This is a genomic window from Halopenitus salinus (assembly GCF_055397165.1).
This window is the reverse complement of sequence record NZ_AP043853.1, coordinates 318739-344512: the sequence shown is the minus strand read 5'-3', so window position 1 is coordinate 344512 and position 25774 is coordinate 318739. Positions and strand designations below refer to the sequence as shown.

Genomic DNA, 25774 nt, shown 5'->3' with positions numbered 1-25774 from the left:
TTCGGCGTCGACGACGGGTTTCGGGACACCTCGATCGCCGACATCGCGATGCCCAACTCGTGGGAATTCACAAGTAGGTGGTCGAGGTGAACGGCACGCCGAAGGCGTCGATGCCGGCGAACGGCAGGACGGTCAAAACGAGTATCGCCGCCGCCCACGCGAGAAAGCCCATGATCGCGGCGTTGATCCACGAGGCGGCGTATCGCCACTTGATCACGGCGATCCACGCGAGAAGCGGCAACAGCTCGCCCACCAACGGGATCCCGGTGAACCAGCCGGCGATCGTCTGGGCGATCGCCGCGATCACGGCGGTGACGAGCGCGTGCTCGTAGCTCCGCGAGTCGACCACGATGCTCGCGGCGACGAAGATGGAGAGGCCTCCCACGAGCAAGCTGACGAGGAAGACCGCGATCGAATCGATGATCGGCATGTCTACCGATCGGACGGCCGTTCCCTTTACGCTGGCGAACAGGCGGTACGGGCTATGAACCCGGAATTCTCGACGCGTCCGTACCACACACCCGCGTTCCGCGTCGAGCCGATCGGGATTTCACGGGGGCGATGATTCCCGCTCCGATTTGAACCTTCGCCGTCGATCGATGTCGATGTGGAGGTAGCGGTGATCGATGTCGGGGTTGGATGGCGGTGTGTCTTTATATGTGCGTCCGCGAGTGAGTCGCGTGCGCCGATGACCGTACGGCTCAGCTACGAGGACGGGACGATCCGGATCGAGGCCGACGAGCCGCTGCCGCCGCTTCCCGGGGTGGAACACGACGACCGAGGAGACGTGGAGCGCGCTCCGGCGGCTCGCTACGCCGAGATCCTGAACGCGCTCGAGGTCGCCGGCCTCTCGGTCGTGGACGACGTGTTGGATCTGCCCGCGCTGTCGCTGTCGACGGACTACCGGCTTCGGGAGTACCAACGGAAGGCCCTGGAGGCGTGGCACGAAAACGACGACCGCGGCGTCCTCGAGCTGCCGACCGGAGCCGGAAAGACCGTGATCGCGATCGCCGCCATGGCCGAACTCGGCGTGGCGACGCTCGTGGTCGTGCCGACGATCGACCTCCTCGAACAGTGGGTCCGAGAGCTCGAACGGGAGTTCGAGATGCCCATCGGTCGGTTCGGCGGCGGCACCCAGAAACGCGAGCCGATAACCGTCTCGACGTACGATTCGGCGTACCTCAAGGCCGACGACGTCGGGGACGACTTCGGGTTCGTCGTCTTCGACGAGGTGCACCATCTCGGCGGGGAAGGCTACCGTGACGTCGCCCGGTTCCTCGCCGCACCCGCCCGAATGGGACTGACGGCCACCTTCGAGCGACCCGACGATGCCCACCGCGTCGTCGAGGATCTGATCGGACCGAAGGTGTACGACGTCGCTGTCGACGACCTCGCGGGCGAGCATCTGGCCCCCTATGACGTGCGACGGATCGAGGTCGAGTTGACCCCCGAGGAGCGCGAACGGTACGAGAACGTACAGGGAACGTTCGTCCAGTATCTCCGTGATTCCGGGCTCACGCTCTCGAGCGGGAGCGACTACCGGAAGCTCGTCATGCGATCGGGACGGGACCCCCGCGCACGCGAGGCCCTGCTGGCCAAACAGGAGGCCCGCCGGGTGATGATGAACGCGGAGAACAAACGACGCGAACTCGCGGAGATACTGGACCGCCATCGTGACGACCGCGTCATCGTTTTCACCGCACACACGGACCTCGTCTATCGGCTGTCCGAGCGCTTCCTGTTGCCGGCGATCACGAGCGAGACTGGGACGAAAGAGCGCCGTGAGACCCTCGAGCGGTTCCGCGAGGGAACCTACTCGCGGATCATCGCCGCGAACGTCCTCGACGAAGGCGTCGACGTGCCGGACGCGAACGTCGCCGTCGTCCTATCCGGGTCGGGAAGCGAACGCGAGTTCACCCAGCGGCTCGGGCGGATCCTCCGTCCGAAAGATGACGGCGGTCGGGCCGTTCTCTACGAGCTCGTGACGGCCGACACCGCCGAAGAGCGGGTGGCCGATCGTCGGCGTTGATCGAACGAGGAGAGGACGAGATCCGGCGTTCGAACCCGCCGGAGGAGTCACGTCTCGATGTCGAACGAGAGACTGCCGCCGTTTATGAACTCCCCGTAGGTGAGTTCGAACTCGACCGCGACATCGATCTCCGATCCGGGATCGACCTCGAGGTCCCGGGTTTCCGTCGCTTCCTCTTCTGGCGTCGTCGCCGTGACCACGAGCGTTCCGGTCCGCGTCTCCGACGCCGTGTTCTCGATCGTGGCCTCGACGAGGAGCCCCCCGTTCTCACGTTCGGAGAAGTCCCGATCCGCGAGTCGTAATCCGGGAGAGGGTGTGGCGGTCTCCGGGCCGGAACCCGGCGGCGTTCCGCCACTCGGGGGATGTCGTGGGCCTGAGGGAGGGCGTTCCCCGAGACAGCCCGCGACCACGGTCGACAGCGCCGCGGTCAAGAACCCCCGTCGTCGCATGTGCGAGGGTTCGCTCGGGGATACAAATGCTTGTCCCCATCCGCGGGGCGAAGCGGTCCCCGCTTCGACACCGGAGCCAGCCGGTGGGTTTTACGGGATCGCAACCGAGGTACGACCGTGCTTCGAAAGGACCACCTCCGCGTTTCGCGAGCGGGCGGAGGGTACGCGCCGACGTTCACCGACGAGGGTGACCGACCGCTCGCCGAGCGGCTCATCGGGACCTTCCGCGAGCACGTCGGAGACCGACGCGCGGAACTGGAGGCCGGCCTCTCGGATCTCGAGGCGGAGGCCGCCGACTTCAAGCTCGTCCGGGGGCTGGCGGCGCTCCTGGAACGCGAGGCCACCTTCGAGACGCGCTCGCCGCTCCCGCCGGAGCGGGCGCGAAGAAAGGCGTTCGAGGCCGCCGAATCGGTCGGCGTCGCCTCCGAGGAGGAGCGGGAACGAGCCCTCGAAGTCGCCGCGGACGGACTCGGGGTCGCTCCGACCGCGGTCGAGGAGTCGCTTTACGCCGACCGCGAGGCCGAGCAGGTAATGGTCGGGTTCGAGCCGCGCTGGGACGTGGAGACGCTTCTCGAGCGGTACGACCTCTCGCTCGCCCAGACGGCGCTGTTCGATGCGACGGAGGTCCGCGTCCGATCGGCCGACCCGAAACGGCTCGTGAGCGCCACGAAGCGGCTGGGGTTGATGTACGAGATCGAACGGACCGACGAGGGACGCGAGGTCGTCGTGACCGGCCCCGACTCCCTGTTTCGTGGCACCCGCCGGTACGGCACCGCCTTCGCCCGCCTGCTCCGGTCCGTCGCGGAGGCGCCGGAGTGGCGACTCACGGCCACGATCGACGACCGCGGCACGGAGCGGACGATGACGCTTTCCGAGGGCGACGTGACCGTTCCCGGCGTCGAGCCGCTCGCGGAGCCGACCTTCGACAGCGGCGTCGAGGCCGACTTCGCCGGACGGTTTCGATCCCTCGATCTCGACTGGGCCCTCGTTCGCGAGCCCGAGCCCCTGGAGACGGGAACGAGCGTGATGATCCCGGATTTCGCCTTCGAGTACGACCACGGGGACTTCAGCGTCTTCTTCGAAGTGATGGGCTTTTGGACCCCCGAGTACGTCGAGAAGAAGCTCTCTCAGCTCGAGACGGTCGAATCCGTCGAGCTGATCGTCGCGGTCGACGAGTCGCTCGGCGTCGGCGAGGAGATCGCCGCACGCGATCACCGGGTCGTGACCTACTCGGGGACCGTTCGGGTGAAGGACGTCGTCGACGTGCTCCGAGAGTACGAGTCGGAGCTCCTCGCCGAGGCGGCGTCCACGCTTCCCGACGTGCTCCGCCCGGACGAGGACGTCACGACGATCGAAGCCCTCGCGGCCCGACACGGGGTCGCGACCGACGCGCTCGACGGGATCTCCGTTCCGGAACACGAGCGGCTCGGGGGAACGCTCGTGCGCCCCGACGTCCTCGAGCGCCTCGACGATCGGATCGAGTCCGGGATGTCGTTAAACGAGGCCGAGTCCGTCCTGTCGGAGGTCGACATCGACGACGCGAGCACGGTACTGTCACGCTTGGGTTACCGCGTCGAGTGGGACGGGCTCGCCGGCGGAACGCTCCGTGAACGGAACTGAACCGCCTCGAGAGACTCTCTATCGGCGATCGAGTGCGCGTCGAGTGATCATCGAGCGATCGGCTCCGGAGTAGCATTTCTATATAGCGAAATGTGATTCATTCGTCTCCCGTCGATCCGCTACCGTATCGCCCTCGAACTTCTCGAGGTCGAGAGGGATCGATGAAATATTCGACGAGCGATCCTACACCAGTCGATAGACGTTCGCCTCGTAGATCCGGCGGACGCGGTCGCCCCAGTTGTGGGTGTAGGTGTCGATGATGTCGTCGGCGACGTCGCCACGGAGGTACTTCACGACGCCGCGATCCCCGGTCCGCTCGCGTAGATGCGTGGTGAAGAAGTGCCGGAAGTAGTGGGGAGTGACGTTCTCGCTCGCCCCGCCGCCGGTGTGGTACCACCCGTGATCGCGGGCGTATTGCTCGATCACGTGACGGACGGACTCGGGGTCGATCCGCTCGCCCCAGCCGTCGGCGGTGGAGACGAGGAGGGGTTCTGCCGGCGAGACCGCGTCGGGACGGACCGCGAGCCACGCCTTCAACACGGTCGCCAACTCGTCGTCGATCGGTATCACCGTATCCCGTTTACGCTTGTTTGCGGCGGTCCGAACTTCCCCGTTTAGCGACTGGCCGACGCGTGCATCCCCGGTGACGTACAGCGAATCGGGGCGTCCATCGAGGGCCGCCCGCGTTCCGACCTCGTATGTGGCCTCGACGTTGGGATCCGAAAGCGCGACGTCACGCAGATCGAGGTTACACAACTCGCCCACGCGAACGCCGGTCTTCAACAGCGTAACCACGATGGCCCGATGGAGCGGATGTCGAATGCCGGCGACGAAGGTCCGCATGCTCGAGACGTCGATCTCGCGGCGGGACGGGTCCTTGTCGATCGACTCGTCCATCTCCTCCATCACGAGCGTCATCGGGTTCGCCTCGAAGACGCCTATCTGGGTCATGTAGGCGTAATAGCGGTGGAGATACGCCGCGTACGTCGCAACGGTGCTTTCCGCGAGATCGCCGCGCAGGGAGTGTACGAACGCCATACAGTCACGATGGGACGCTTCGGACGTGGACGTCCCTCGTTCGCTCAAAAACGCCTCGAAGCGGCGCAGAACGCGCTCGTAGGAACCCCTCGTCCGTTCGGTCTTTCCGTGATAGGTCAGGTCCTCGAGGAAGTACCCGATCGGGTCCTTGGGAGCCGGCTCCGTCTCCTGGCTACTCATCGATCAACACGTAGCCTCCCTCGCGGCCGCGATAGCGAACCGCGCCCTCGTCTTGGAGCCGGTCCAGCGTCTCCTCGAGTTGCGTCTCGATCTCCCCCGTGACCTCCTCGAGGAGGTCGTTCCAGGAGATCACCCCTTCCCGTTCGAGGATCGTTTGGATCCGGTCTTCGAGGTCGCCACCCCCGGGGTCAGGGTGCTGATCAGCGGGTTCCTCGACGGTCCGATCGTCGCCCCCGTCGAGGTCGAACCCGCGACGTCCCGCCTGCACCATCGTGCGGACGAACTCGCTTTGGGACATTCCGAGCTCGTCGGCGTGTTCGGACCATTCCTCCTTTTGATACGCCGGAACGTAGGTCCGCACCGACGTCCGATCCGTGTTCGGATCCTCGCTCATCGTCACTCGACGAGTCTCGCCGTGGGATAATCAATCTATCCCTATTTCCACGGATAAGAGCCCTTATCCAGAATAGTAGGTCCATATCTCCTCGCACATTGGTGCATATGGACTCGGATAAGCACTATTTAGTGCGATATATTCGGATAATCAAATGAGTCGAGTGTGGTGTTACGATCCCGTATAAGTCGATGAATGTCGATCGTCGAGATGTTCCGGTGGGATTTCAAGTTCCGATTCCGCGCTCGTCTTCGGTTCGAACCCTCGTTGGCCTCGCGTTCGATCTCACGTTCGAACCACCGCAGGCCGGGTCGGGTTCGCCGGCCGACTCGATCGACTGGAGAGGCGCGGATCGGTTCTCCGATGTGTCGAATCATTGGACCCCAAACTGGGCCTGGTTCGAGTGGATCGAGGAGATCGTCGCCGGAGGGAGGATACTCGATGAGGACACGGGGGGAAACGTCCGATATCCCGTCGTGGAGCAGTGTCCCGTCCGGCGTCCCGAAGGGGAGAAAGGCTTCCTACGGGGTGTGGTGATGGCGGGAACGTTCTCATGAGGTGATGCCGACCGCTTCGTTCAGTCTCGACACGCATTTGGGTCCGTTTTGATCCGCCCGGAGCCGATCCGATGTCCCGTCCGTAAACGAGTGTACCATCGGCTCGACGATCGGGAGACGTGCATCGATCGAGACCTCAACCGTCGATGGGCGTGATGTTCGGGGAAGATGGGCCGATTGATGGCGTGTGATACAGCAGTGACGGCGATACCTTCACGGGCGATACCGTCGATCCAGGTGCCATTCTCCGCCTCCACGTCGGCATGATCGCCTCGGAGGTCAAACTGTCGTTGGGAACCCGCGGAACGCGTTTCAGAATCACGGGCCGTCGCGATCGGCGTGGCCAGGGTAGTTCGAATTCGGCTTCGGGCAGCAGGTGATCGAACTGCGTGTGATCCATCGAGCGTCGAATCGTGGGCGACACGGTGGACGATCGGTTGTGCGCGACCTCACACCCTCTCGGTCTCGTGGGGTCTCGGGAGTCGATCGACTTCTCGAGGCGATCGATCTCGAACTCATAAATTATATTTCGCTATACTAAATCACCCCCCTGGCAGGCAGATCTTGGCGACGATCTCGTCGACGACACAGTAGCTGGCCGGGTAGCTGCAATCATTCAGTATCTCGCCAAGGACGTCCGTCATGGAGCGTTCGCCGGGGAAGCCGGCTGGCGATCGTTCGACGTTAGCCGACGGAGGATCCCGCCGGTTCGACGCGGTCATTTCTCGGTTAGCTCTCGAGTGCTGTCCTCGACGCTCTCGGCCGTGAAGACGCGCTCCTTCCAGCCGTCCCGGAACAATTCCTCGCGGCCTTCCTCGACGGCCTCGAGCGCGGCGTCCGAGAGGGGATACTCCACCTCATCGAAGATGACCGCGCTCTCGGTCCGGACGTGGCCCAGGACGAAGTCCCGTGCGGCCTCCTCCGGAATGCCCGCCTCCTCGACGACGTAGTCCATCGCTTCGCGGATCGCGTACAAACAGGTCGCGGTCACCGTCTCGACGAGAGCGGGTTCCATAAACGCCATCTGTTCGGTGGTGACCCGGTGTGCGTCCATCACGGGCGCGTAGATGTCGCGAGCGATCTCCTCTCCGCGATCGTAGTCCGATTCGGGCCCCTGGTGGAGCGCACAGACGATGTTCTGTTTTGCGAGGTCCTGACCGCCGAACAGGTCCCGTTTTGCCTCCGGGTCCGTCTCGTCGTTGAACAGGGGCGGGTGGCACGGGTGTGTAATGAAGTATGAGACGTCCTCGCGCGCGGGAAGCCCACCAGCGTAGGCGGCTGCGGGATCGAGCAGGATCACCATGGTCCCGGCGTCGAGTTCCGGAACGACGTCGTCGCAGACGTCGTCGATCACCGTATCCGGGACGGCCAGGATCACCACGTCGGCGCCGTCCAGTGCGGTTTCCTGTGATACTGCCGAGACGCCCCGATCGTCGAGCCGCTCGCGTCCCTCCGGTGCCGGCTCGACGTAGCGCATCTCGTAGTCGGAGTGATCTTCGAGCCGATCGACGATACGGAGCCCCATCTTCCCGCCGGCGCCGAGAAGTGCGGTCGCAGTGGACATGGTCCCGATTCACGGAAGGGGGACTTAGGGTTTGTGCGACGTTCACACCTAATCAGGGATGGCGGCCGTCGACTGCACCCTGTGGCTGAGAGGACGAGCTACCGACCTGAAACTCGACGTACTCGTGTTCACAGGGCGGACCGTTGGTTCCGAGCAGGCGCTTTTCGGTGAGATCCATCACGAAGCTGCCGCCGGTCTCGAGGCGATCCAGTTCGGGATCGTCCTCGTTGGGATGACGGCAGATGCTGTTCGGATGGTCGAAGTGATCCCGGAGCGCCTCCTTGATGTCTCCTTCGCCGATCTTATCGGCGTCCTCCGTCAGCAACCGTCGGAGTCTGGGCGCGCGACACAGCGTATCGGGGATGAGTCTCTCGAACTCGCTATTCATCGAGCTGGAGTCTTCGACGTGGTTGGTGTGAACGAGAAGACCGTCGTCGGGGTAGAGGTAATTGGCCGTCTCGGGCGAGAGTTCGAGGTCGATCATCTCCCCGCTCTCGTGGCCGACGATGACGTTCGCTGAACAGGCCCTATCTCTGGCGATCAGGGATTCGATGGCGGCATCCATTCGCTCGGATGCGAGTACTTCGCGGAACCGAACGTGGTACGGCTTCCGGAACGGTTCCTCTCCGTCGTGTTCGGTGACGAGTCCGTTGAGCGTCATCGCGAGACCCGCCTCGTTCACGCCGATCTTGCCGCCGACGATCCCGGCCTCGGTCATGACAACGTGATCGGCACCGTCCTCGAGTTCGACGTCCATCACGAACGTCTCCAACCCCGGCATCCAATCCCAGTTCTGGCCGACGTACGTGTGCCCGTCGTCCGAAAGCGAGTTCCGAACCCCGAAGGCCGTACACGCGTCCGGGAGCCCCTCGTTAATCTCGTCCGCGGCCTGCTTGAACGCGCTGTACATCACCTCGTACCGCGCGTTGAGGATCGTTACGTCCTCGATCGACAGCCCGCTGCCTTCGGCGACGCCCCGCATCTCTTCGGCATACGCCTCGTTTTCGTCCTCGATCAGGGGAACGAACTGCTCGGCCTGCTCGTAGACGGTCTCCTCGTCGGAGCCCTTGTGCTCGAACACGTCGAGGTAGATCTCGAGGTTCCGTTCGATCTCGTCCGCGAACTCCTCCCCGTGAGTGAGGCCCCGTTCGCGTGGTGAGCCAGTGAGCTTCAGACCCCGAATCGGACCGTCCTTCGAGGAACGTGCTTGCTTGGACATTACACACCACACGTCCGTCCGTAGGCATAAAGTAGTATTCCGGAGAGCGGAGTCGAGACGTCCGGATCCGGTATCCAAGCATCACGAAACCCGTCGTGTTCTCGAGTTCCGATCCCTCCGGAAGTCGTCGAAACGGGACGACCGAGGGGGACGATCGAGAGACACGATCGAGAGGGCAGACTGAGCGGAACGACAGAGAGGAACGACCGGGGTGGCAGAACCGATCCGCGTGGATGCGGCTCCGCGGTCTCAGTAACCCAGCCGTTCGCGAACGAGGACGACGGTCGTTCGTCCCTCCTCGAGCTCCTGGCGGAAGATCAGCTGTTTGGCGACGGCGCTCTCCACGCCGTAGGCGTCCTTCGCCCGTTCGTTCTCCAGGGGATAGGCGACCGATTCGAGCCGGTCGAGCGCGGCGTCGAGGTCGTCGACGATCTTGTTCACGCCGCTGACGATGACCACGTTGCCGGCAGCGAAGGGGTAGGCGCCGATGCGGCTCCCCGAGCGGTCGGCCGCGACCAGCTCGCCGGTCCCTGCGATCGCGTTGATACCGCCGAGGAAGTAGTCGGCCGTCTGGGACTCGCGGCGAGCGGCCTGCCGCTCGGCGTCGTCGTCGATGCTCCAGATCTCGTCGGGGAGGCTCTCCCACTCGTGGTCGCCCTCGCTCAGGTATTCGTCGAACCCGATCTCCTCGAGGGTCGTCGAGTGGCCGTTCATGACCGAGGCACCCGCCGGAACGTGCGACTGGATGGTCTCGAGGGCCCCCTCGGCGCTCTCGACGACGACGACTTCGAAGCCGTTGGCCTCGAGGTTCGCCACCGTCTCGTCGATGGCGTCGTCGTCGGGTAGGTCGTCGAGCGATGCGTCGATCTCGGTCTCGTCTACGTAGGTTGATTTTTGCGACATGGGGAAACGGTCGGGTCGTGTGCATCCATCGGTAGTGGCGGACGACGCATAAGCGCTCGCGGACGCCGGTGTCAGGTAGTGACCCGAGTGTTACCGACGGAGCCTGGGAATGGAGACGGGAGCGATCGGGGGGCGTTCGGGGAACGATCGGAAAGCGTCCGGAAAACGTTCGGGAAGGAACAGGAACCGACCGGGAAGCGATACGGAATCGGTCAGGGCGTGATGACCGCGCGGCCGTCGATCTCGCCGTGTTCGAGCTTCTCCGCCACCGTGTTGATCTCCGCGAGATCGTAGCGGGTGGTGTGGAGGTCGACGTCGCCGCGCTCGACGAGCCGCACCAGCTCCTGCAGTTCCGTGTAGCGCCCGACGAGGGTGCCACGGTAGGAGAACTCTCCGTCCACGAGGGCCTGTGACGGCTCGTGAACGTGCCCACCGTATCCCACCACGTGGTGATCGGCGCCGGGTGCGACGATGTCGGGGGCGTAACCGGTGGTCGCGTCTGCGCCGACGAAGTCGATAACCTGTTCGGCGCCGTGGCCGTCCGTGAGGTCGTCGATCACGCTCGGAACGTCCTCGCTCGTCGGATCGACGGTGTGGCGGGCGCCGAGCTCCTCGGCCAGCTCGCGCGCGCTCTCCTTGACGTCGAGCGCGATGATGTCGGCTGCGCTCATCGCGTCGAGACACTGGAGGCCGATGTGACCGAGGCCGCCGACGCCGATGACCACCGCCGGATCGCCGGGATTCAACTCGTCGACCGCCTTCTTGACGGCGTGGTAGGCGGTGATGCCGGCGTCGGCGTGGGGGGCGATGTCGATCGGCTCGACCCCGCCCGGAAGCGGGATCGTCGCGCGCTCGCTCGTGAGCAGATACTCCGCGAACCCGCCGTCGGTCGTGAGGCCGGGGAAGGCGAGGTTCTCACAGTACATGTCCTCGCCGAGCCGGCACTGTCGACACTCGCCGCAGGTCATCACCGGGTGGCAGATGACCGGATCGCCGACCGAGACGGTTTGCACCTCCTCGCCGACCGCGACGACCTCGCCCGCGTTCTCGTGGCCGAGCGTCATCGGAAGGTCCTGTTCGACGTAGTCGGTCCACATCCCCTCGATGATGTGGTTGTCCGTCTGGCACCAGCCGGCGCCCTGCACCCGAACGACGACGTCGTCCGACCGTGTGACCTCGGGACGATCGACCTCGTCGATCGAGAGCGCCTCGGACATCTCCTCCGTGTACTCGTGGAGTCTCGCGGCTTCCATGGACGTCCGTAGGTGGTCCCGGAATTTACATAAAAGTTCGCTATAGATCCGCCAGCTAACTAAATGATAAACGATGATGTTTATGTGTTATCAGCACCCATGATACGTCGAGATGTACCAGACAGACGAGGGAGAGGACGTGTTCGTCATCGACTCCCACGTGCACTTTTGGGACGCGAGCGAGGAGAACATCGTCCACGAGGGCGGCGAGGAGTTCATCCGCTGTTTCTACGACTATCACACGGGCTTTACGCCCGAGGATCGCGAGTGGAGCCTGGAGGAGTACCGCAAGTACTCGAGCGATCGGATGCTTCGTGACCTGTTCGCCAACGGCGCCGTCGACATGGGCATCTTCCAGCCGACGCACCTCCACGAGTTCTACGACGAGGGGTTCAACACCGTCGACGACAACGCCGCGTTGGCCGCCGATCACCCCGAGCGGTTCATCACGAACGGGCGGTTCGATCCCCGCGAGGGTGAGGCGGGGCTGCACGAGCTCGAGCGACAAAAGGAGGAGTACGACATCGACGGCGTGAAGCTCTACACCGCCGAGTGGCGCGGCGACTCGAAGGGGTGGCGTCTCGACAGCGAGGAGGCGTTCCGCTACCTCGAGAAGTGTGCGGACCTCGGCATCGAGAACATCCACCCGCACAAGGGCCCGACCATCCGTCCGTTGAACCGGGACGCCTTCGACGTGGCCGACGTCGACGACGCCGCGACGTCCTTCCCCGAGCTCAACTTCGTCGTCGAGCACGTCGGCCTCCCGCGGCTCGACGACTTCTGTTGGATCGCCGCCCAGGAGCCGAACGTCTACGGCGGTCTCGCCGTCGCCGCGCCGATGGCACAGAACCGCCCGCGGAAGTTCGGAGAGATCATGGGCGAGCTCCTCTACTGGCTCGGCGAGGACCGGCTGCTGTTCGGCAGCGACTACGCGCTTTGGAACCCCGACTGGCTCGTCGAGTGCGTGATGAACGCGGAGCTCACCGACGACCAACGGGACGAGTACGGCGTGGATCTCTCGCTCGACGTGATGCGGAAGATCATGGGCGAGAACGCCGCCGACCTCTACGACATCGACATCGAGGAGCGGAAACGGCAGTTCCGCGAGGACGGCGTCACGGAGGCGTTCGGCCTGGAGTCCCACTACGCCGAGACCGGGTCGGCGGCCGATTGATCATGTCGAAGCGATCCACGCGGGAGGACGACTCCGCACCCGAGGACGGCACACTCGGGAGCCCCGAATCCGAGAACGACGCCACTCAGGAGGGCGATCGTCCCTCCCGCGAGCGCGTGCGCGAGGCGCTCGCGTCGGTGACCGATCCCGAACTCGACCGATCGATCGTCGAGCTGGAGTACATAGACGAGATCCGGTTCGAGCCGGACGGGACCGTCCGCGTCGCCTTCACGCTGCCGACGGCGTGGTGTTCGCCGGCGTTCGCGTGGATGATGGCGGGCGACTCCCGGGACGTCGTCGAGTCGTTGCCGGGCGTCGATCGGTGTCGGATCGAGCTTCGAGAACACATGCACGAGCGGGAGGTCAATCGTGGGATCAACGAGGGGATCGACTTCGCGGAGGCGTTCCCGGACGCCGAGGACGGGATCGCGGACCTCCGTGAGACCCTCGACGAGAAGGCGGTCCTCTCCCGGCAGTACCGCGCGACGGAGGCGCTTCTCGCCGCCGGCCTCGATCTCGAACAGATCGCGCTCCTCGAGCGGTCGGACCTGGATCGCGAGATCGCCGACAGCAGGATCGCGGTCGCCGTCCCCGACCGGGGCTTCGAGGTGACCGTTCCCGCCGAGCCGCTGGAGCGGTACCTCGAGAAGGCCGCGGCGCTGGACCGCTTCGAGCGGAGCGAACGGCTGTTCCGGACGCCGGACGGGGACGCGATCGATCCCGACGACGCCGAACTCGTCCACCGGCGCGCGCGACTGGCTCGGGTGAACATGGACGGGCAGGGCGGCGTCTGTGACGCGCTCCACGAGTCGCGTCAGTCGGCGCTCGCCGAGTGATTCGGGGTCGGATCGGGTCGAGAACGATCGGGTTCGGCGAGGCGTTCAGTCGTCATCCCACTCGCCGGTTCCGGGGCGGGCCAGACCGTACCGGCCCCGCTCCCGGAAGGCCTCGCTGTCCCAACCGCAGTTCGGACAGCTCCCGCGGTCGTACTCGAAGTCGTTGCCGCACCGGAGGCACCGGTCGTCGTCGCTCATGTGTGTGGGATGGTGCCACGGGACGGTAACTGTTGTGGCGACTCCGACTGTTGTCGTGGTCGTGGTCGTTCGCACAGATCGCGCCCGTGGCACGGTAGCGGCGGTCGACCCCGCGGTCCGGCCTCACACGGAGAGCGCGGAGGCGGACTCGGGGCGAACGAGCCGGTCGCGCACGCGGTCGATCGCGCCCGAGGTCTCGGCGGCGTTGCGCATGAGGACGGTCTCGCTCGGAAAGAGGTGCTCGCCGAGAACGAGTCCGTGCTCGCGCGCGGTCGACCCCGTCACGGTCAGGTAGACGCCGAGGCCCGTCTCGGCGATGGCGGCCTCCTCCTCGCCGTGGTCGGGATCGGGATAGGTGAACGTGAGGTCGGCGGTCGCGTCGGTGCCGAGCACCGCGGTCACGAGCCGCTCGTAGCGCGGCGAGATGCAGAAGTCGCCGCCGAAGTCGGTCACGAACGAGCGGTCGAGGTCGGCGCCGGCCGGCAGCAGTTCCGGCGTGGCCATGAGCGTGTGATACACCGTGTCTCCGAGGCCGGTGACCACGCGGACGTCCGACTCGCGGGGATCGATGCGGTCGTTCACGTCCGCGAGCCCCTCGACGCCGGCCGGGCGCAGCTCGACGACCTCCTCCAAGACGAGGTCGGCCGAGTCGAACCCGAGCGCGAACTCGTGGGTCCGAAGCGAGCGGAACGGCTCCTCGCGACCGATCAGCTCGACGGGAACCCCGTCCACGTCGACCCGGACGGCGTCGAAGACGATCCGGCGCGGCATTCCCTCGCGATCGTCACGAAGCAGGGTGTACTCGGGGGCGTAGGGATCCGCGGGCGTCGAGTAGTCGGCGAGCCGCTCGTAGGGTCCTCGGTCGGCGGCGAGTTCGCCCTTCGTCACGGCCTTCTCGTAACGGAGCGTCGAGGTGACGTCGTCGGCGAGCGTCGCCACCTCGAGGCCGGCCACGTTCGCGAAGCGGTCGAGGACGGCCTCGAGCGGCCGTCCCTTTCGGGGGACCGCGATCGGTACCGGCGTGGTCATCGTCGCCACTCCGGGCTGGAGGTTCAAACGGATTGCGTTCCGACCCGAGGCGGCGAGTGCGGGTCGCTTTAGGTCCCGAAGGCGTCGTTGAGGCGTTCGCGGAACTCCTCGAGTTCGGCGAGCTCCCGGTCGATCCGCTCGATCTCCGACTCGAGGTCCGCGACGTCGTCGCCGGCGTCCTCCACGTCCCGGACCCGTGAGTCGAGGTCCGCGAGGTCCTCGCGCACGTCGCCGATCTCCGTATCGAGGCCGTCGACGGTTCCCTCGAGGTCCTCGACCGTTTCTGCGAGCCCGTCGAGCTCCGCGAGCTGCGCTTCTGCGTCGTCCATCCGATCCGTCGCGGCGGAGAGATCGTCGGCGATCGAGTCGATCTCGTCCTCGAGATCCGCGAGACCGTCCTCGAGCCCGGCGCGCTCGTCGGCGGCCTCGTCGGCTCGCCCCTCGAGGTCGTCCATCCGGTCCGAGACTTCCTCGACGCGCGATTGGGCCCGCTCGAGAACCTCCGAGGCCGTGCCCTGCTCGTCGATGAACTCCTCGAGGGCGTCGGAGTAGGCGGCCAGGTCCTCCATGCGCGACTGGAGGCGGCTGATCCGAACGTCGACGCTTCGGGGGACCTCTACGTCGGCGTCGTCCGAATCGAGATCGAGTTCCGAACGCAGGAGTTCCAGATCGGCGTCGTCAATCTCTCCCGCCCGGATCTCGGCCGCCAACGCGGCCGCGACCGATCCGGACTCGGATAGATCCTCGTCATCGGTTCGGGTCTCGGATTCGTCCGTCCCGGCCTCGGATTCGTCAGCGTCGTCCGCCGACGATTCGCGGGAACCGGCCGTCACCGCGGGGCTCGTCCCGGCGGAATCGACCGGACGCGGGTCGGGCCGCGGGGACGTCTCGTCGTCTCCGGCGTCCGCCGCCGCGGCATCGACGGTCTCGTCGTCCTCGCCGTCGGCGGTCGCCGCGTCGGCGTCGGTTACGGACGAACCGTCGGATGAGGACGAATCGTCGGTCGTCGACGAACCGTCGCTCGAGGGTGACTCGTCCGTCGAGTCCATGCCCGGAAGCGACTCCCGGTCGCCCGAGATGACCTCGCGAACCGGAGCGGTCCCGTCGGCGCCCAACACGTCCTCCATGGGCTCGCCCTCCGGGACGTGATCGACGGACGGCAGCGAGAGGAACGACTCCGGATCGATCCCGTCGCCGCGGATCCCGTAGACCGTTTGGACCGTCTCGCCGGGCTCGAGGAGCCGCTCGAACTCGACCCGGTGGTCGCTGTAGGCCGTCCAGTGTTCGCTCTCGAACTCCGGGTGGAAGCCGACCCGCTCCATCGGGAACGACTCCGGGATCGTGTCGGTCACTCGGATCCGAACCGGCTCGTCCCGCGTGGACTCGAAGTGGAACGTGACCGCGGGAACGGGGAACTCGTCGGTGGAAAACGACTTTCGGACCGAGATCCCGTCCTCCTCGAGAACGCGCTCCGTCGTCGACTGCGAATCGCTCATGGAACATCGGTTCGCGAGTAGCCTCTTAAAACGTGGGGGCCGAATATCACGCGGGAGAATCGATCGCCTCGACGGTGCCCTCGTTCGCGGCGCGCGATCCGGTCAGCCAGGGGACGTGATCCGGGTGGCGATCGGATGTGACGGGTTCGATCCGGTTACAGATCCACGCGATCGCCGATCTCCGCGATCCGAAGCGACCGCGGGTACTCGAAGCTCCGCACGTGCGGGTGCAGCGCGGTCGGGTCGGCGGTGAGCCCCTTCCACATGTCCCAGTGGGTGGGCAGGAGGCGGTCGGCACGGATCGCCCTGGCGGCGTCGACGACCTCGTTCTCGTCCGCGTACCACTTGGTGTAGGCGGGCTCGCGCGTCTCCTTGTCGGGGATCGTCCCGGCCGAGCCGAACGCGAGGATGCCGAGATCGACGTCGTATCGCTCGCCGACGGCCTCGAGCACCGCCGAGTGTTTCGTATCGCCGCCGTGGAAGATCGCCGCGTCGTCGTGGCGGATCACGTACCCGACCGGGTGGGTCGCGTCGGGGTCGTGGACCTCGACGACGTCGACCGCGAACCCGCCGACTCGAACGGTGTCCCCCTCCTCGATCTCGGTGAACTGGTCGTCGGAGACGTCCCACCGGTCGGTCCAGTTCTCCTCGCGTGCGACCGCGAGCGAGTCGTCCGGGCCAATGAGGTCCGCGTCGGTGCCCGCGAGGATCGGCGCCTGCGAGGGGCCGTGAACGTGGTCGGTGTGCTCGTGGGTGACGAACAGCGCGTCGGCGTCGGTCACGTCCGCCGGATCGAATGGAACGGGGATCATCCGGGTCGTCCGCGGCGGGTCGCCGGTCCCCAGGTACGGATCGATCCACAGGACCGTCCCGTCGGAGCCCTTGATCGCGAAGCCGTTGCAGCCGAGGTACCAGAGCGCGACCGTCTCGGGGTCCGCATCCGCGACGGCGCGTGGCAGCCAGTCGCCCCAGTCCGAGTGAACCATGTCCCGGCATCGAACCGGCGGCACCCTAACCGTTGCGGAGACCGGAAGGGGATCGCTCCCCGTCTCGAAACGACCGTTTCGGAGGAGGACTCCGTTTCCCCGGCCTCGAAGCCGTCCCCGCCATCTCCAAACGATGGAAACCTACACAAGGGGTCGGGTAGACCCTCCGGACATGAGTCCCTGCCGCGAGCCGGTCTCGTCGGTCAACGAGACGATCGGCGAGACGCCCCTCGTTCGCGTCCACGCGTCCCCGGATTCGGTGCCGGTGTACGCGAAGCTCGAGTCGTTCAACCCGGGCGCGAGCGTCAAGGACCGCATCGGGAAGTACATCCTCGAGCGGATGCTCGATCGCGGCGACCTCGAACCCGGCGGCACCGTGATCGAGCCGACAGCGGGGAACACGGGGATCGGGATCGCGGTCGCGGCCGGCCAGCTCGACCTGCAGGCCGTCTTCGTCGTCCCCGAGCGCTTCTCCGTCGAGAAACAGCAGCTGATGCGCGCGCTCGGGGCCGACGTGATCAACACGCCGAGCGAGGAGGGGATGGGCTACGCCATCGATCGCGCCCACGAGCTCGCGGACGAGCTCGACAACGCCGCCGTTCCCCAGCAGTTCTCGAACCCGCTCAACGTCGAGACGCATCGCGAGACGACCGCGCCGGAGATCGACGACGCGCTCTCGGGCGAGGTCGGCGCCATCGTGATCGGCTGTGGCACCGGCGGGACGCTCATGGGGCTCGCGGAGTACTTCCTCGAGCGCGAGCCCGACACCCACGTCGTCGCGGTCGAGCCCGAGGGGTCGGCCTACCGGGAGTTCCTCGGCGAGGAGGTCGAACACGAGGCGTACAAGACCGAGGGGATCGGGACTCACGACGTCGAGACGAACGACCTGTTCGATCCCGACCTGGTCGACGCCATCGAGACGGTTCCGGACCGGGAAACCCACGAGGAGATGTCGCGGCTCGCCGCGGAGGAGGGCCACATCGTCGCCTCCTCGTCGGCGGCGAACTGCGTCGCGGCACGGACCGTCGCGGAGCGCATCGATCGCGGCGAGCTCGACGTTCCCCACGACGCCGTGGTGACGATGTTCCCCGATTCGGCCGAGCGGTACCTCTCGAAGGGCGTCTACCGGTCCTTCGAGGAGTGGACGTCGTGACCGCGGTTTCCCGGTGGCGACTCCTTGCTGCGGTCAGATCGCCGATTCCGCACCGCAGTCGGGACACTCGAGCGTCGGGGTTCCGTCGACCATCGCGAACCGGAGATATTCGCTCTCGCCGCACTCCTCACACGGGCCGGCGACCCGAACGTCGGTCGACTCCTGTGGGGTGCCCATCGCGAGCGCGCGGAGGGGCTCGTCCGACTCGTTGCGCCCCTGCTGGTACTCGCCGGGCTCGAAGCGGACCAGCTGTCCCGCGCTCACGGTGACCGTCTCCGTCTCGGCCGTCGGACTCGGGGCCGTCTCGAAGGTCGCCTCGCCCTCGAGGACGAGGAACGTCTCCTCCTGGTCGAGGTGCGCGTGGAGGCCGCCGGTGAACGCCTCGCCCGGATCGAGCGCGTAGTAGTTCATCGCGAAGTCCTCGGCGTCGAGGGGCTCCGAGACGCTGGCGCGGTTCTGCGGGCCCTCTGCGGCATCGAGGTCGTCGACGTCGATCGTTTGCATGCGGATTCGAATACGGCCCGGAGCGTGAACAAGGTACTGCACGGAGGTGTGGGTGAGCAACTCCACGAAACGTTTTCGGTGATCCCTCCCGTGAGGCGGGTATGTCCACGACGATCACGACACCGGACGCGGACGAGACGTGTGCGTACTGTGGGTCGCGTATCTTCGATCACGACCCGATCTGCGTCCGCGATTGTGAGGACGACTGTGGGTCGCCTCGGTATTTCTGCAACTACGCCTGTCTCTCGGCCCACATCGACGAGAACGAACTCACCACGGGCGATGCGTGTGAGTGGAATCCGGACGAAATCGGGTGTTGTTAGCTCCGTGTGAACCGCTGTGAGCAGTCCGTGTGCACCTACCTGAGCCGGCCGTGTTCGACCTTCATACAGCGGTCCTGGACGACCGCGATCCCGGCCGCCTCCGCGCGCGCCGCCGCCTCGTCGTTGCGGATGCCGAGCTGGAGCCAGAGCCCGGCGACGTCGCCGGCGGCATCGCGCCTGGCGAGGACGCCGTCGACCACCGCGGGGACGTCCTCGCTCGGCCGGAACACGTCGACGACGTCGATCTTGACGTCCGCGGGGACGTCCGTGAGCCGGTCGTAGGCCGTCTCGCCGAGGATCGACTCGGCGTTGGGGTTGATCGGCACGATCCGGTAGCCGTGTTCCTGGAGGTACTTCGGCACCCGATGGGCGGCCTTCTCGGGCGAGCGCGAGCAGCCGACCACGGCGATCGTCTCCGCGTCGAGCAGGCCGTCGATGACGTCGTCGCTCATGGGCGAACCTACGCGACCCCGGGTGAAAAATACACGCCGGCGGGGTCGGGGACGCCGCACCATCGATGCGACCGGCGAACGCTCCGACTCCTCAGACGACCCGGTTCGCGAGCGCCTCGTCCGCCTCGAGCCGCCTGCAGTTCTCGCGGACGATGGCCGCCACCCGGTCGACGTAGTCGCGCGTCGCGGCGGCGGCGTGGGGGGTGACGACGACCTCGTCCATCTCCCAGAGCGGAGAATCGTCGGGCAGCGGCTCGGGATCGGTCACGTCGAGGGCGGCGCCGGCGAGCCCGCCCGCCCGGAGTTCCTCGACGAGCGCGTCCTGGTCGACGACCCGGCCGCGCGCGACGTTGACGAGGTAGGCGTCCTCGGACATCGCCGAAAGCTCGTCGGCCCCGACGAGCCCGCGGGTTCGCTCTGTGAGCGGGACCGTCAGGACGACGAACCGCGCGTCGGAGACGGCCGCGTCGAGCGCGTCCGGGGCGTACAGCTCGTCCACGTGTTCGACCGGAACGGGCGTCCGCCGCACGCCGACGACGTCCATGCCGATCGCGTCGGCGCGGGTCGCCACGCCGCGACCGAGGGTTCCAAGCCCGACCACGCAGACGGTCTCGCCGCGGAGCGTGAACGGGACGTTCCAGTCGGGGTACTCCCACTCGCGCGTCGCCTCGGCGTCGCGGTGGTCGTGGAGCCGCCGGGCGAACTGCAGCATGTAGCCGAGGACGGTCTCGCCCACCGCGTCGCCGTGAATGCCGGTGCTGTTGGTCAACGCGACCGAGCGCGCCTCGAGGTCTCCGAGGGGAAACGTGTCGACGCCCGCGAGGACGCAGTGGACCCAGTCCGGGTCGGCGGCCAGCAGGTTCTCGCGGTACTCGAAGGTGACGAGCGCGTCGTACTCGCCCGGAGCCGCGTCCTCGGGGAGCGTCTCGAAGCTCACGGGAACGTCCTCGAGACGCTCGGCGAGCACCTCGGGAGGAAACAACTCGCGTACGGACGGGTCGATCGCGATCGTCTGCGGTGGCTGCATGCCTGCGAGTGCGGCCGAGACCGACATAGTCGTTGTCCCGCCGGCGAGATCGCATCCGGTCGGCGCGCGCCGGGAGGTCCTCACTCCCCCATGTGACCGCACCGACCCGACTCCTCGTCGAAACAGCGTGGACACTGCGAACGACGATCGATGAGCGTCGACAGCCGCTCCGCGACCTCGGGGTCGAGAACCGGCTCGATCGCCTGCGCCTCCTCGCGGTATCCCTCGACGTCGAGGACGTCCCGCAGGAATCGCTGGAGGATACACGAGTTCTCGAGAAGCGATCGACCTCGGGCGCGACCCCGCTCGGTCAGCCGCACGCCCTCGTACTTCTCGTACCGGAGCAGATCCCGGTCGTCGAGCTTGGCGAACATCTCGGTCGCGCTCGAGGGGTGGACGTCCAGCACGTCCGCGACCGCGCCCGTGGTGACGTGTGTGTCCCCCTCCCGTGATCGCTCGAGAGCGTAGATCGCCCTCAGGTATCGATCCGGCGAGCTCATGACCGGAGCGAACGCCCCATCGTTCTCGGGAGGGTTCGGTCAACCGCGGGACCGGACGATCGCCAGATCGAACGCATCGGTTTTAGGTTCACCTAAATCCATATGTATCCTTCGCTTCCGGCGGGTATTCGCGGGGGTCCCGGGCGAACGAACACGGAGCGGCCGGCGACGGTCCGCCACCGGATCGAACGCGCCTGAATGTCCTTTGAGTATCATTTCGTGGTCGATCGAGAGTCTCGCATCGCGCCTCCAAAACGGCGGAATACCGACGCTCAGAACGCTGAATCCGGGTCTGACCGGGTTGAGATGGTTTTGGGCGTGCCTAAACTATACGTATTCTGACAAGATTTATGTGGATGGGCCACCAAGGAGGAGGTATGAGCACCAAGGAGACGCTCCGTCGCGAGGCGGGAACCGTCGAGGAAAACGCCGTCAGGATCGACGTCGAGAAGGCCGAACAGGTGATCGACGCGTTGAACACCGACCTCGCGGCGACGTACGTCCTCTACCACCAGCTTCGCAAGCACCACTGGAACGTCGAGGGCGCGGAGTTCGAACAGCTCCACGACTGGTTCGGCGACGCCGCGGAGGACGCGGAGGACAACGCCGACGACATCGCAGAGCGGGTCCAGGCGCTCGGCGGCGTTCCGATCAGCGGGCCGAGCACGCTCGAGTCGCACGCGCCCGTCGAGTTCGAGGGCGAGGACGTCTACGACGTCCGCACGTCGATGGAACACGACCTCGAGATGTACGGCGACGTCATCGAGTCCGTGCGCGACCACGTCTCGCTGGCCGAGGACCTCGGGGACTACGCGACCGGCGAGCTGCTCCGTGACGTTCTCGAGGACCTCGAGGACGGCGCCCACGAGATCGAACACTTCCTCGAGGACGACACGCTCGTCCTCGAGGAGGCGACCCACTGAGATGCGAGGACGATGACCGACGGACAGATCGGTCTGATCCGCGAGCCCGACGTCGGCGAGCGACGCCAGGAGTGGGGAACCGTCGGCGACAACGAGCTCCGGCTCGACCGCGAGGAGGCCGAACGGGTGATCGACGCGCTCAGCGTCGACCACGCCGGGTCGTTCAACCTGTTTTACCTCCTCCGCAAGCACTACTGGACCGCCGAGGGCGCCGAGTTCCACGAGGTGGCCGAGTTCCTCGAGGACGCGTACGAACGCGTCCGGTCGATCAACGACGACCTCGCCGTTCGGATCGTCGAACTCGGCGGGGTCCCGCCGAACACCCCGCCGACCATCCAGGACCACGCCGAGGTCCACCTCGAAGCCGAGGACCTCTACGACCTCCGGGCCTCGCTCGAGGGTGATCTCGAGGGGTACGCGACGCTGGTCGCGAGCATGCGCGAGCACGTGGGACTCGCGGAGGAGCTGGGAGACTCCGGGACCGGAGAGCGCCTCCGGGATCACCTCCGGGAGCTCGAGGCGGACGCCGACGAGATCGAACAGATGCTCGAGGACGACACGCTCGTCCGGGAGGGCGCACTCGGATAACCATGGCGAGTACACCACACCTTCGGAGACCCGAGGCGGGGCGCGTCCGCCGCGAGTGGGACACGGTCGGCGAGAACGACCTCCGACTCGATCGGGAGACCGCGAAACGGTCGATCGACGCGTTGAACGCCGAGCTGTCGGGGCTCTACCTCCTGTTCAACCAGGTTCGCAAACACGGCTGGCTCGTCGAGGGGGCGGAGTCGAACGACGTCGGCGACTTCCTCGAGGACGCCGCCGACCGGCTGAGCGGGATAACCGACGACTTCGCGATCCGCGTCCACGCGCTCGGCGGCGTGCCGGTCTGCGGTCCGATGGGGATCAGACAGCACGCGCCCATCCACATCGAGCCGGCCCACCACTACGACGTGCGGTCGTCGCTCGAACGCGATCTGGACGGCTACGCGACGCTCGCGGTGCGGATGCGCGAGCACGTCGAACGGGTGGAGGAACGCGGCGACGAAACGACCGGCGAGCTGCTACGCGAACACCTCAAAACGCTCGAGGAGGACGCACACGCGCTCGAGAGATTCCTCGCGGACGACACGCTGGTTCGACGCTGATCGGAGGGCAGTTCGAAAGTCGGTTCGGAATTCGATCGGAGGGATCGGGCGCTCAATCCGACGGCGTGACCGTCGTGTCGCTCGCGATCCACCCGTCGGTGTTGCCCGGTTCGGTGAGGACGGTCCGCTCGGAGTGAATTTCGTAGACGTTCAACTCGGGAGCATCGTCGATCCGGGAGTCGTCGGCCGAATCACTCGCCGCGTCGGCGTCCGACGGCCGGCTGCGAGACGTTGTCATCGATTCGTTTAGGGAGGCCTAAAAAGAAAAAGGTTCGGATAGCGGTGGACAGGGTTAAGCCGATCTCGGATCAATGATCGTGTAGTATGTCCCAACAGGTAGCTTCCGAACTCGAGGTCGACGAGTACACGCTCGGTCTTGTCGGGCCCGACCAGGAGTGGGCCGGAACCGTCGCCGACGGCGGGATCGTCCGGACGCACACGCCGCCGGCCTGCTGGGGGCCGATGATCACGCCGAAGTTCCGCGGCGGCCACGAGGTGACGAAGCCGATCGCCGTCGAGGGTGCCGAGGTCGGCGACGCGATCGCCATCACGATCCGCGACATCGAGGTGACGAGCGTCGCGACGAGCACCGGGTCGATGGAGGAACGCGAGGGAGCCTTCGGCGACGACCCGTTCGTCGACCACAAGTGTCCCGAGTGCGGCACGGAGTGGCCCGAAAGCGTCGTCGAGGGGACCGGCGAGGAGTCGATCCGGTGTAGCGAGTGCGGCGCGAACGCCTCATCGTTCGCCTTCGAGTACGGCATCACCGCCGTCTTCGACGACGACTACGAGGTGGGGATCACGGTCGACGAGGAGGCCGCCGGAGAGCTGGCGGAGAACGCGGCCGAGGCGATCGCGCTCCCGGAACACTCCAGACAGCACCCGATCCTGCTGTACGGCCCCTCGGAGATGCCCGGCACGCTCGGCCACCTCCGGCCGTTCGTGGGGAACATCGGGACGACGCCGCCGATCGAGATGCCCGACTCCCACAACGCCGGCGACTTCGGGCAGTTCCTGATCGGCGCCGGCCACGACTGGGGGCTCGCCGACGAGGACGAGCTCGAACAGCGGACGGACGGGCACATGGACGTCAACGCGGTCCGCGAGGGCGCGGTCCTGATCTGTCCGGTGAAGGTCGACGGTGGCGGGATCTACGTCGGCGACATGCACGCCAACCAGGGCGACGGCGAGCTCGCCCTCCACACCACGGACGTGAGCGGTCACGCGGAGTTCGAGGTGGAGGTCATCCAGGGGCTCGACATCGACGGTCCCCTCCTTCTGCCCAACGAGGAGGATCTCTCGCACATCGCGAAGCCGTACAGCGACGAGGATCGCGAGCGCGGCCGCGCGCTCGGCGCGGAGTACGGCGTGGACGTCGAGACGGACATGGGTCCGATCCAGGTGATCGGCTCGGGCGCGACGATCAACGACGCCACCCAGAACGCCTTCGACCGCGCGGGCGACCTGCTCGGGATGAGCGAGGGCGAGGTTCGCACCCGGTGTACGTTCACCGGCGGGGTCGAGATCGGTCGCCTGCCGGGCGTCGTCCAGCTCACGATGCTCGCGCCCATGGACGTCCTCGAGGACCGTGGGATCGGCCACCTCGTCCGCGAGCAGTACGACCTATAAGCGGGGTCACCCGCCGCGCATCGCCGGGTGAACGCCGATCGTGGCGTCCGCCGAACAGGTGTCCTCGAGCGCCGCGGACTCGCCGTCGATCGAGACGCGGACGCTCGATTCGAACGCCCCGTCGTCGTCGACGAGATGCGGCTTCGTCCGAGGGTACGCCTCGATCAGCGCCTCGAGCGCCTCCGCGACCGTCCCGCCGTCGAACTCGACGTCGACCCGCTTGCCGCCGGTCGCGGCGCGAAGCGGACCGTAGACGGTGATCTCCATGGTGGACCTTGCGCGTCCGAGATGATAAACTGGGGTGGGGAGGATCGAAATCCCGGACCGCGGGCCGAGTCGACGAGACGCCGGCTCCCCGCGACCGGGGAAGGTTCATTGTCACCGGTCGTCACGGGTCGAGCATGGTCCGGATCGACGTCAACTGTGATATGGGCGAGAGCTTCGGAAACTGGTCGATGGGGCGCGACGAGGAGGTGATGCCGTACGTCACGTCGGCCAACATCGCGGGGGGATATCACGCCGGAGACCCACACGTCATGCGCGAGACGGTAGCGCTCGCGGCTGAGCACGACGTGGGGATCGGCGTCCATCCGGGACTACCCGACAAGATGGGATTCGGCCGTCGAACGATGGACGCGACGCCGCGGGAACTTCGGGAGTACGTCGTCTATCAACTCGGTGCACTGTCGGCGTTCGCCGAGGCGAACGGATCGTCGATCCAACACGTGAAACCCCACGGCGCGATGTACTCGATGCTCTCCGAGAGCCGGGAACACGCTCGAGCCGTAATGGAGGGTATACTGGAGGTGGACCCGGACCTGATCTACTTAGCAACCGATATGAACATCTACGAAGTCGCGGAGGAGATCGAGGGGCTACGATGCGTATTCGAGGGATACGTGGACCTGACCTATCGGGCGGACCGCAGCCTCATCGTCGAACGTGAGAAGCGGGGTCTCGATCCGGAACTCGTCGCGGACCGCTTTGTGAACATCGCCCTTGAGGGACGAGTGGAGGCCGCCAACGGCGAGACGATAGACGTGCCGGCCGACAGCATCTGTATCCACGGCGATACGCCGAACGCGGTGGAGATCCTCGAGACCATCCACGATCGTATCGAGGCGTACGACGTCGAACTGGCCCCGCTGTCGACGATCGTTTGAGCCGTCCGAGGTCGTGGGCGTCGAGCG

General features: G+C 66.3%; 29 protein-coding genes. 11 read left to right on the top strand and 18 right to left on the bottom strand.

The window, feature by feature from the left end:
* Nucleotides 1-67 precede the first annotated feature (67 nt).
* Nucleotides 68-430 carry a hypothetical protein gene (locus tag ACZ5YD_RS03500; RefSeq protein ID WP_379741637.1) on the bottom strand — a complete coding sequence of 121 codons (363 nt, stop codon included), beginning with the start codon at nt 428-430 and terminating at the stop codon, nt 68-70.
* A 258-nt stretch (nt 431-688) separates the two neighbouring features.
* On the opposite strand from ACZ5YD_RS03500, the gene ACZ5YD_RS03495 reads away from it, so the two are divergent.
* Nucleotides 689-2029, top strand: a complete 1341-nt coding sequence (locus ACZ5YD_RS03495; RefSeq protein WP_379741634.1) for a DEAD/DEAH box helicase family protein — start codon at nt 689-691, stop codon at nt 2027-2029.
* A gap of 47 nt (nt 2030-2076) precedes the next feature.
* Here the strand turns inward: ACZ5YD_RS03495 and ACZ5YD_RS03490 are convergent, their stop codons facing one another.
* Nucleotides 2077-2478 carry a hypothetical protein gene (locus ACZ5YD_RS03490; RefSeq protein ID WP_379741631.1) on the bottom strand — a complete coding sequence of 134 codons (402 nt, stop codon included), beginning with the start codon at nt 2476-2478 and terminating at the stop codon, nt 2077-2079.
* 117 nt (nt 2479-2595) lie between these two features.
* On the opposite strand from ACZ5YD_RS03490, the gene ACZ5YD_RS03485 reads away from it, so the two are divergent.
* The gene (locus ACZ5YD_RS03485; protein WP_379741628.1) at nt 2596-4098 is read left to right on the top strand and encodes a DUF790 family protein; all 1503 of its coding nucleotides are present in this window, start codon (nt 2596-2598) and stop codon (nt 4096-4098) included.
* Between the two features lie 183 nt (nt 4099-4281).
* Here the strand turns inward: ACZ5YD_RS03485 and ACZ5YD_RS03480 are convergent, their stop codons facing one another.
* From ACZ5YD_RS03480 to ACZ5YD_RS03455, 6 genes are all read right to left on the bottom strand, one after another.
* Nucleotides 4282-5316 (bottom strand): tyrosine-type recombinase/integrase, encoded by a 1035-nt coding sequence (locus ACZ5YD_RS03480; protein WP_379741625.1) that lies wholly within the window; start codon nt 5314-5316, stop codon nt 4282-4284.
* Nucleotides 5309-5710, bottom strand: coding sequence for a DUF5805 domain-containing protein (locus ACZ5YD_RS03475; RefSeq protein WP_379741622.1), 402 nt, complete (start codon nt 5708-5710; stop codon nt 5309-5311). Before ACZ5YD_RS03475 ends, ACZ5YD_RS03480 begins: the two co-directional genes overlap by 8 nt.
* A gap of 1275 nt (nt 5711-6985) precedes the next feature.
* Complete coding sequence (locus ACZ5YD_RS03470; RefSeq protein ID WP_379741619.1) at nt 6986-7831, bottom strand: phosphogluconate dehydrogenase C-terminal domain-containing protein; 846 nt, start codon at nt 7829-7831, stop codon at nt 6986-6988.
* A gap of 52 nt (nt 7832-7883) precedes the next feature.
* The gene (locus ACZ5YD_RS03465; protein ID WP_379741616.1) at nt 7884-9050 is read right to left on the bottom strand and encodes a C45 family autoproteolytic acyltransferase/hydolase; all 1167 of its coding nucleotides are present in this window, start codon (nt 9048-9050) and stop codon (nt 7884-7886) included.
* Between the two features lie 249 nt (nt 9051-9299).
* Nucleotides 9300-9953 carry a lactate utilization protein gene (locus tag ACZ5YD_RS03460; protein WP_379741613.1) on the bottom strand — a complete coding sequence of 218 codons (654 nt, stop codon included), beginning with the start codon at nt 9951-9953 and terminating at the stop codon, nt 9300-9302.
* Nucleotides 9954-10165: 212 nt separating this feature from the next.
* The gene (locus tag ACZ5YD_RS03455) at nt 10166-11206 is read right to left on the bottom strand and encodes an NAD(P)-dependent alcohol dehydrogenase (RefSeq protein ID WP_379741611.1); all 1041 of its coding nucleotides are present in this window, start codon (nt 11204-11206) and stop codon (nt 10166-10168) included.
* Between the two features lie 112 nt (nt 11207-11318).
* On the opposite strand from ACZ5YD_RS03455, the gene ACZ5YD_RS03450 reads away from it, so the two are divergent.
* The gene (locus ACZ5YD_RS03450) at nt 11319-12380 is read left to right on the top strand and encodes an amidohydrolase family protein (RefSeq protein WP_379741608.1); all 1062 of its coding nucleotides are present in this window, start codon (nt 11319-11321) and stop codon (nt 12378-12380) included.
* A 2-nt stretch (nt 12381-12382) separates the two neighbouring features.
* The gene (locus ACZ5YD_RS03445; RefSeq protein ID WP_379741605.1) at nt 12383-13216 is read left to right on the top strand and encodes a metal-sulfur cluster assembly factor; all 834 of its coding nucleotides are present in this window, start codon (nt 12383-12385) and stop codon (nt 13214-13216) included.
* Between the two features lie 45 nt (nt 13217-13261).
* Here the strand turns inward: ACZ5YD_RS03445 and ACZ5YD_RS03440 are convergent, their stop codons facing one another.
* The 4 genes from ACZ5YD_RS03440 to ACZ5YD_RS03425 all read right to left on the bottom strand — a co-directional run bounded on the left by ACZ5YD_RS03440 (nt 13262) and on the right by ACZ5YD_RS03425 (nt 16925).
* Nucleotides 13262-13414, bottom strand: a complete 153-nt coding sequence (locus ACZ5YD_RS03440) for a hypothetical protein (protein ID WP_379741602.1) — start codon at nt 13412-13414, stop codon at nt 13262-13264.
* Between the two features lie 123 nt (nt 13415-13537).
* Complete coding sequence (locus ACZ5YD_RS03435; RefSeq protein ID WP_379741599.1) at nt 13538-14443, bottom strand: hypothetical protein; 906 nt, start codon at nt 14441-14443, stop codon at nt 13538-13540.
* A gap of 68 nt (nt 14444-14511) precedes the next feature.
* The gene (locus tag ACZ5YD_RS03430; protein ID WP_379741596.1) at nt 14512-15939 is read right to left on the bottom strand and encodes a hypothetical protein; all 1428 of its coding nucleotides are present in this window, start codon (nt 15937-15939) and stop codon (nt 14512-14514) included.
* A gap of 155 nt (nt 15940-16094) precedes the next feature.
* On the bottom strand, nt 16095-16925 hold the full coding sequence (locus ACZ5YD_RS03425) for an MBL fold metallo-hydrolase (RefSeq protein ID WP_379741593.1): 831 nt from the start codon (nt 16923-16925) through the stop codon (nt 16095-16097).
* Between the two features lie 172 nt (nt 16926-17097).
* Here ACZ5YD_RS03425 and ACZ5YD_RS03420 point away from each other — a divergent pair, with 172 nt between their 5' ends.
* Nucleotides 17098-18078 (top strand): PLP-dependent cysteine synthase family protein, encoded by a 981-nt coding sequence (locus ACZ5YD_RS03420; protein ID WP_379741590.1) that lies wholly within the window; start codon nt 17098-17100, stop codon nt 18076-18078.
* A 33-nt stretch (nt 18079-18111) separates the two neighbouring features.
* Here the strand turns inward: ACZ5YD_RS03420 and ACZ5YD_RS03415 are convergent, their stop codons facing one another.
* On the bottom strand, nt 18112-18582 hold the full coding sequence (locus tag ACZ5YD_RS03415; RefSeq protein WP_379741587.1) for a cupin domain-containing protein: 471 nt from the start codon (nt 18580-18582) through the stop codon (nt 18112-18114).
* Nucleotides 18583-18683: 101 nt separating this feature from the next.
* Between ACZ5YD_RS03415 and ACZ5YD_RS03410 the strand changes: the two genes are divergently transcribed.
* On the top strand, nt 18684-18905 hold the full coding sequence (locus tag ACZ5YD_RS03410) for a hypothetical protein (protein WP_379741584.1): 222 nt from the start codon (nt 18684-18686) through the stop codon (nt 18903-18905).
* Nucleotides 18906-18940: 35 nt separating this feature from the next.
* Here ACZ5YD_RS03410 and ACZ5YD_RS03405 read toward each other — a convergent pair whose 3' ends face one another.
* The 3 genes from ACZ5YD_RS03405 to ACZ5YD_RS03395 all read right to left on the bottom strand — a co-directional run bounded on the left by ACZ5YD_RS03405 (nt 18941) and on the right by ACZ5YD_RS03395 (nt 20884).
* Complete coding sequence (locus ACZ5YD_RS03405) at nt 18941-19357, bottom strand: CoA-binding protein (protein ID WP_379741581.1); 417 nt, start codon at nt 19355-19357, stop codon at nt 18941-18943.
* 91 nt (nt 19358-19448) lie between these two features.
* Nucleotides 19449-20384: a D-2-hydroxyacid dehydrogenase gene (gene ddh / locus ACZ5YD_RS03400; RefSeq protein ID WP_379741579.1), complete on the bottom strand. Its 936-nt coding sequence runs from the start codon at nt 20382-20384 to the stop codon at nt 19449-19451.
* A gap of 80 nt (nt 20385-20464) precedes the next feature.
* Entirely contained in the window at nt 20465-20884 is a 420-nt protein-coding gene (locus tag ACZ5YD_RS03395; RefSeq protein ID WP_379741576.1) for a metal-dependent transcriptional regulator, read from the bottom strand.
* Between the two features lie 377 nt (nt 20885-21261).
* Here ACZ5YD_RS03395 and dpsA (ACZ5YD_RS03390) point away from each other — a divergent pair, with 377 nt between their 5' ends.
* From dpsA (ACZ5YD_RS03390) to dpsA (ACZ5YD_RS03380), 3 genes are read left to right on the top strand one after another with little or no spacing between them, the layout of a single operon-like run.
* Nucleotides 21262-21807 carry a DNA starvation/stationary phase protection protein DpsA gene (gene dpsA, locus ACZ5YD_RS03390; protein ID WP_379741573.1) on the top strand — a complete coding sequence of 182 codons (546 nt, stop codon included), beginning with the start codon at nt 21262-21264 and terminating at the stop codon, nt 21805-21807.
* Nucleotides 21808-21819: 12 nt separating this feature from the next.
* The gene (gene dpsA, locus ACZ5YD_RS03385) at nt 21820-22395 is read left to right on the top strand and encodes a DNA starvation/stationary phase protection protein DpsA (RefSeq protein WP_379741570.1); all 576 of its coding nucleotides are present in this window, start codon (nt 21820-21822) and stop codon (nt 22393-22395) included.
* A gap of 2 nt (nt 22396-22397) precedes the next feature.
* Entirely contained in the window at nt 22398-22955 is a 558-nt protein-coding gene (gene dpsA, locus ACZ5YD_RS03380) for a DNA starvation/stationary phase protection protein DpsA (protein ID WP_379741567.1), read from the top strand.
* A 52-nt stretch (nt 22956-23007) separates the two neighbouring features.
* On the opposite strand, the gene ACZ5YD_RS03375 is transcribed toward dpsA (ACZ5YD_RS03380), so the two are convergent.
* Nucleotides 23008-23193, bottom strand: coding sequence for a hypothetical protein (locus ACZ5YD_RS03375; RefSeq protein ID WP_379741564.1), 186 nt, complete (start codon nt 23191-23193; stop codon nt 23008-23010).
* 86 nt (nt 23194-23279) lie between these two features.
* Between ACZ5YD_RS03375 and ACZ5YD_RS03370 the strand changes: the two genes are divergently transcribed.
* Nucleotides 23280-24584 carry an acetamidase/formamidase family protein gene (locus ACZ5YD_RS03370; RefSeq protein WP_379741561.1) on the top strand — a complete coding sequence of 435 codons (1305 nt, stop codon included), beginning with the start codon at nt 23280-23282 and terminating at the stop codon, nt 24582-24584.
* Nucleotides 24585-24590: 6 nt separating this feature from the next.
* On the opposite strand, the gene ACZ5YD_RS03365 is transcribed toward ACZ5YD_RS03370, so the two are convergent.
* Nucleotides 24591-24851: a ubiquitin-like small modifier protein 1 gene (locus tag ACZ5YD_RS03365; protein ID WP_379741558.1), complete on the bottom strand. Its 261-nt coding sequence runs from the start codon at nt 24849-24851 to the stop codon at nt 24591-24593.
* A gap of 134 nt (nt 24852-24985) precedes the next feature.
* On the opposite strand from ACZ5YD_RS03365, the gene ACZ5YD_RS03360 reads away from it, so the two are divergent.
* Complete coding sequence (locus tag ACZ5YD_RS03360; RefSeq protein WP_379741555.1) at nt 24986-25747, top strand: LamB/YcsF family protein; 762 nt, start codon at nt 24986-24988, stop codon at nt 25745-25747.
* Nucleotides 25748-25774: the final 27 nt, after the last annotated feature.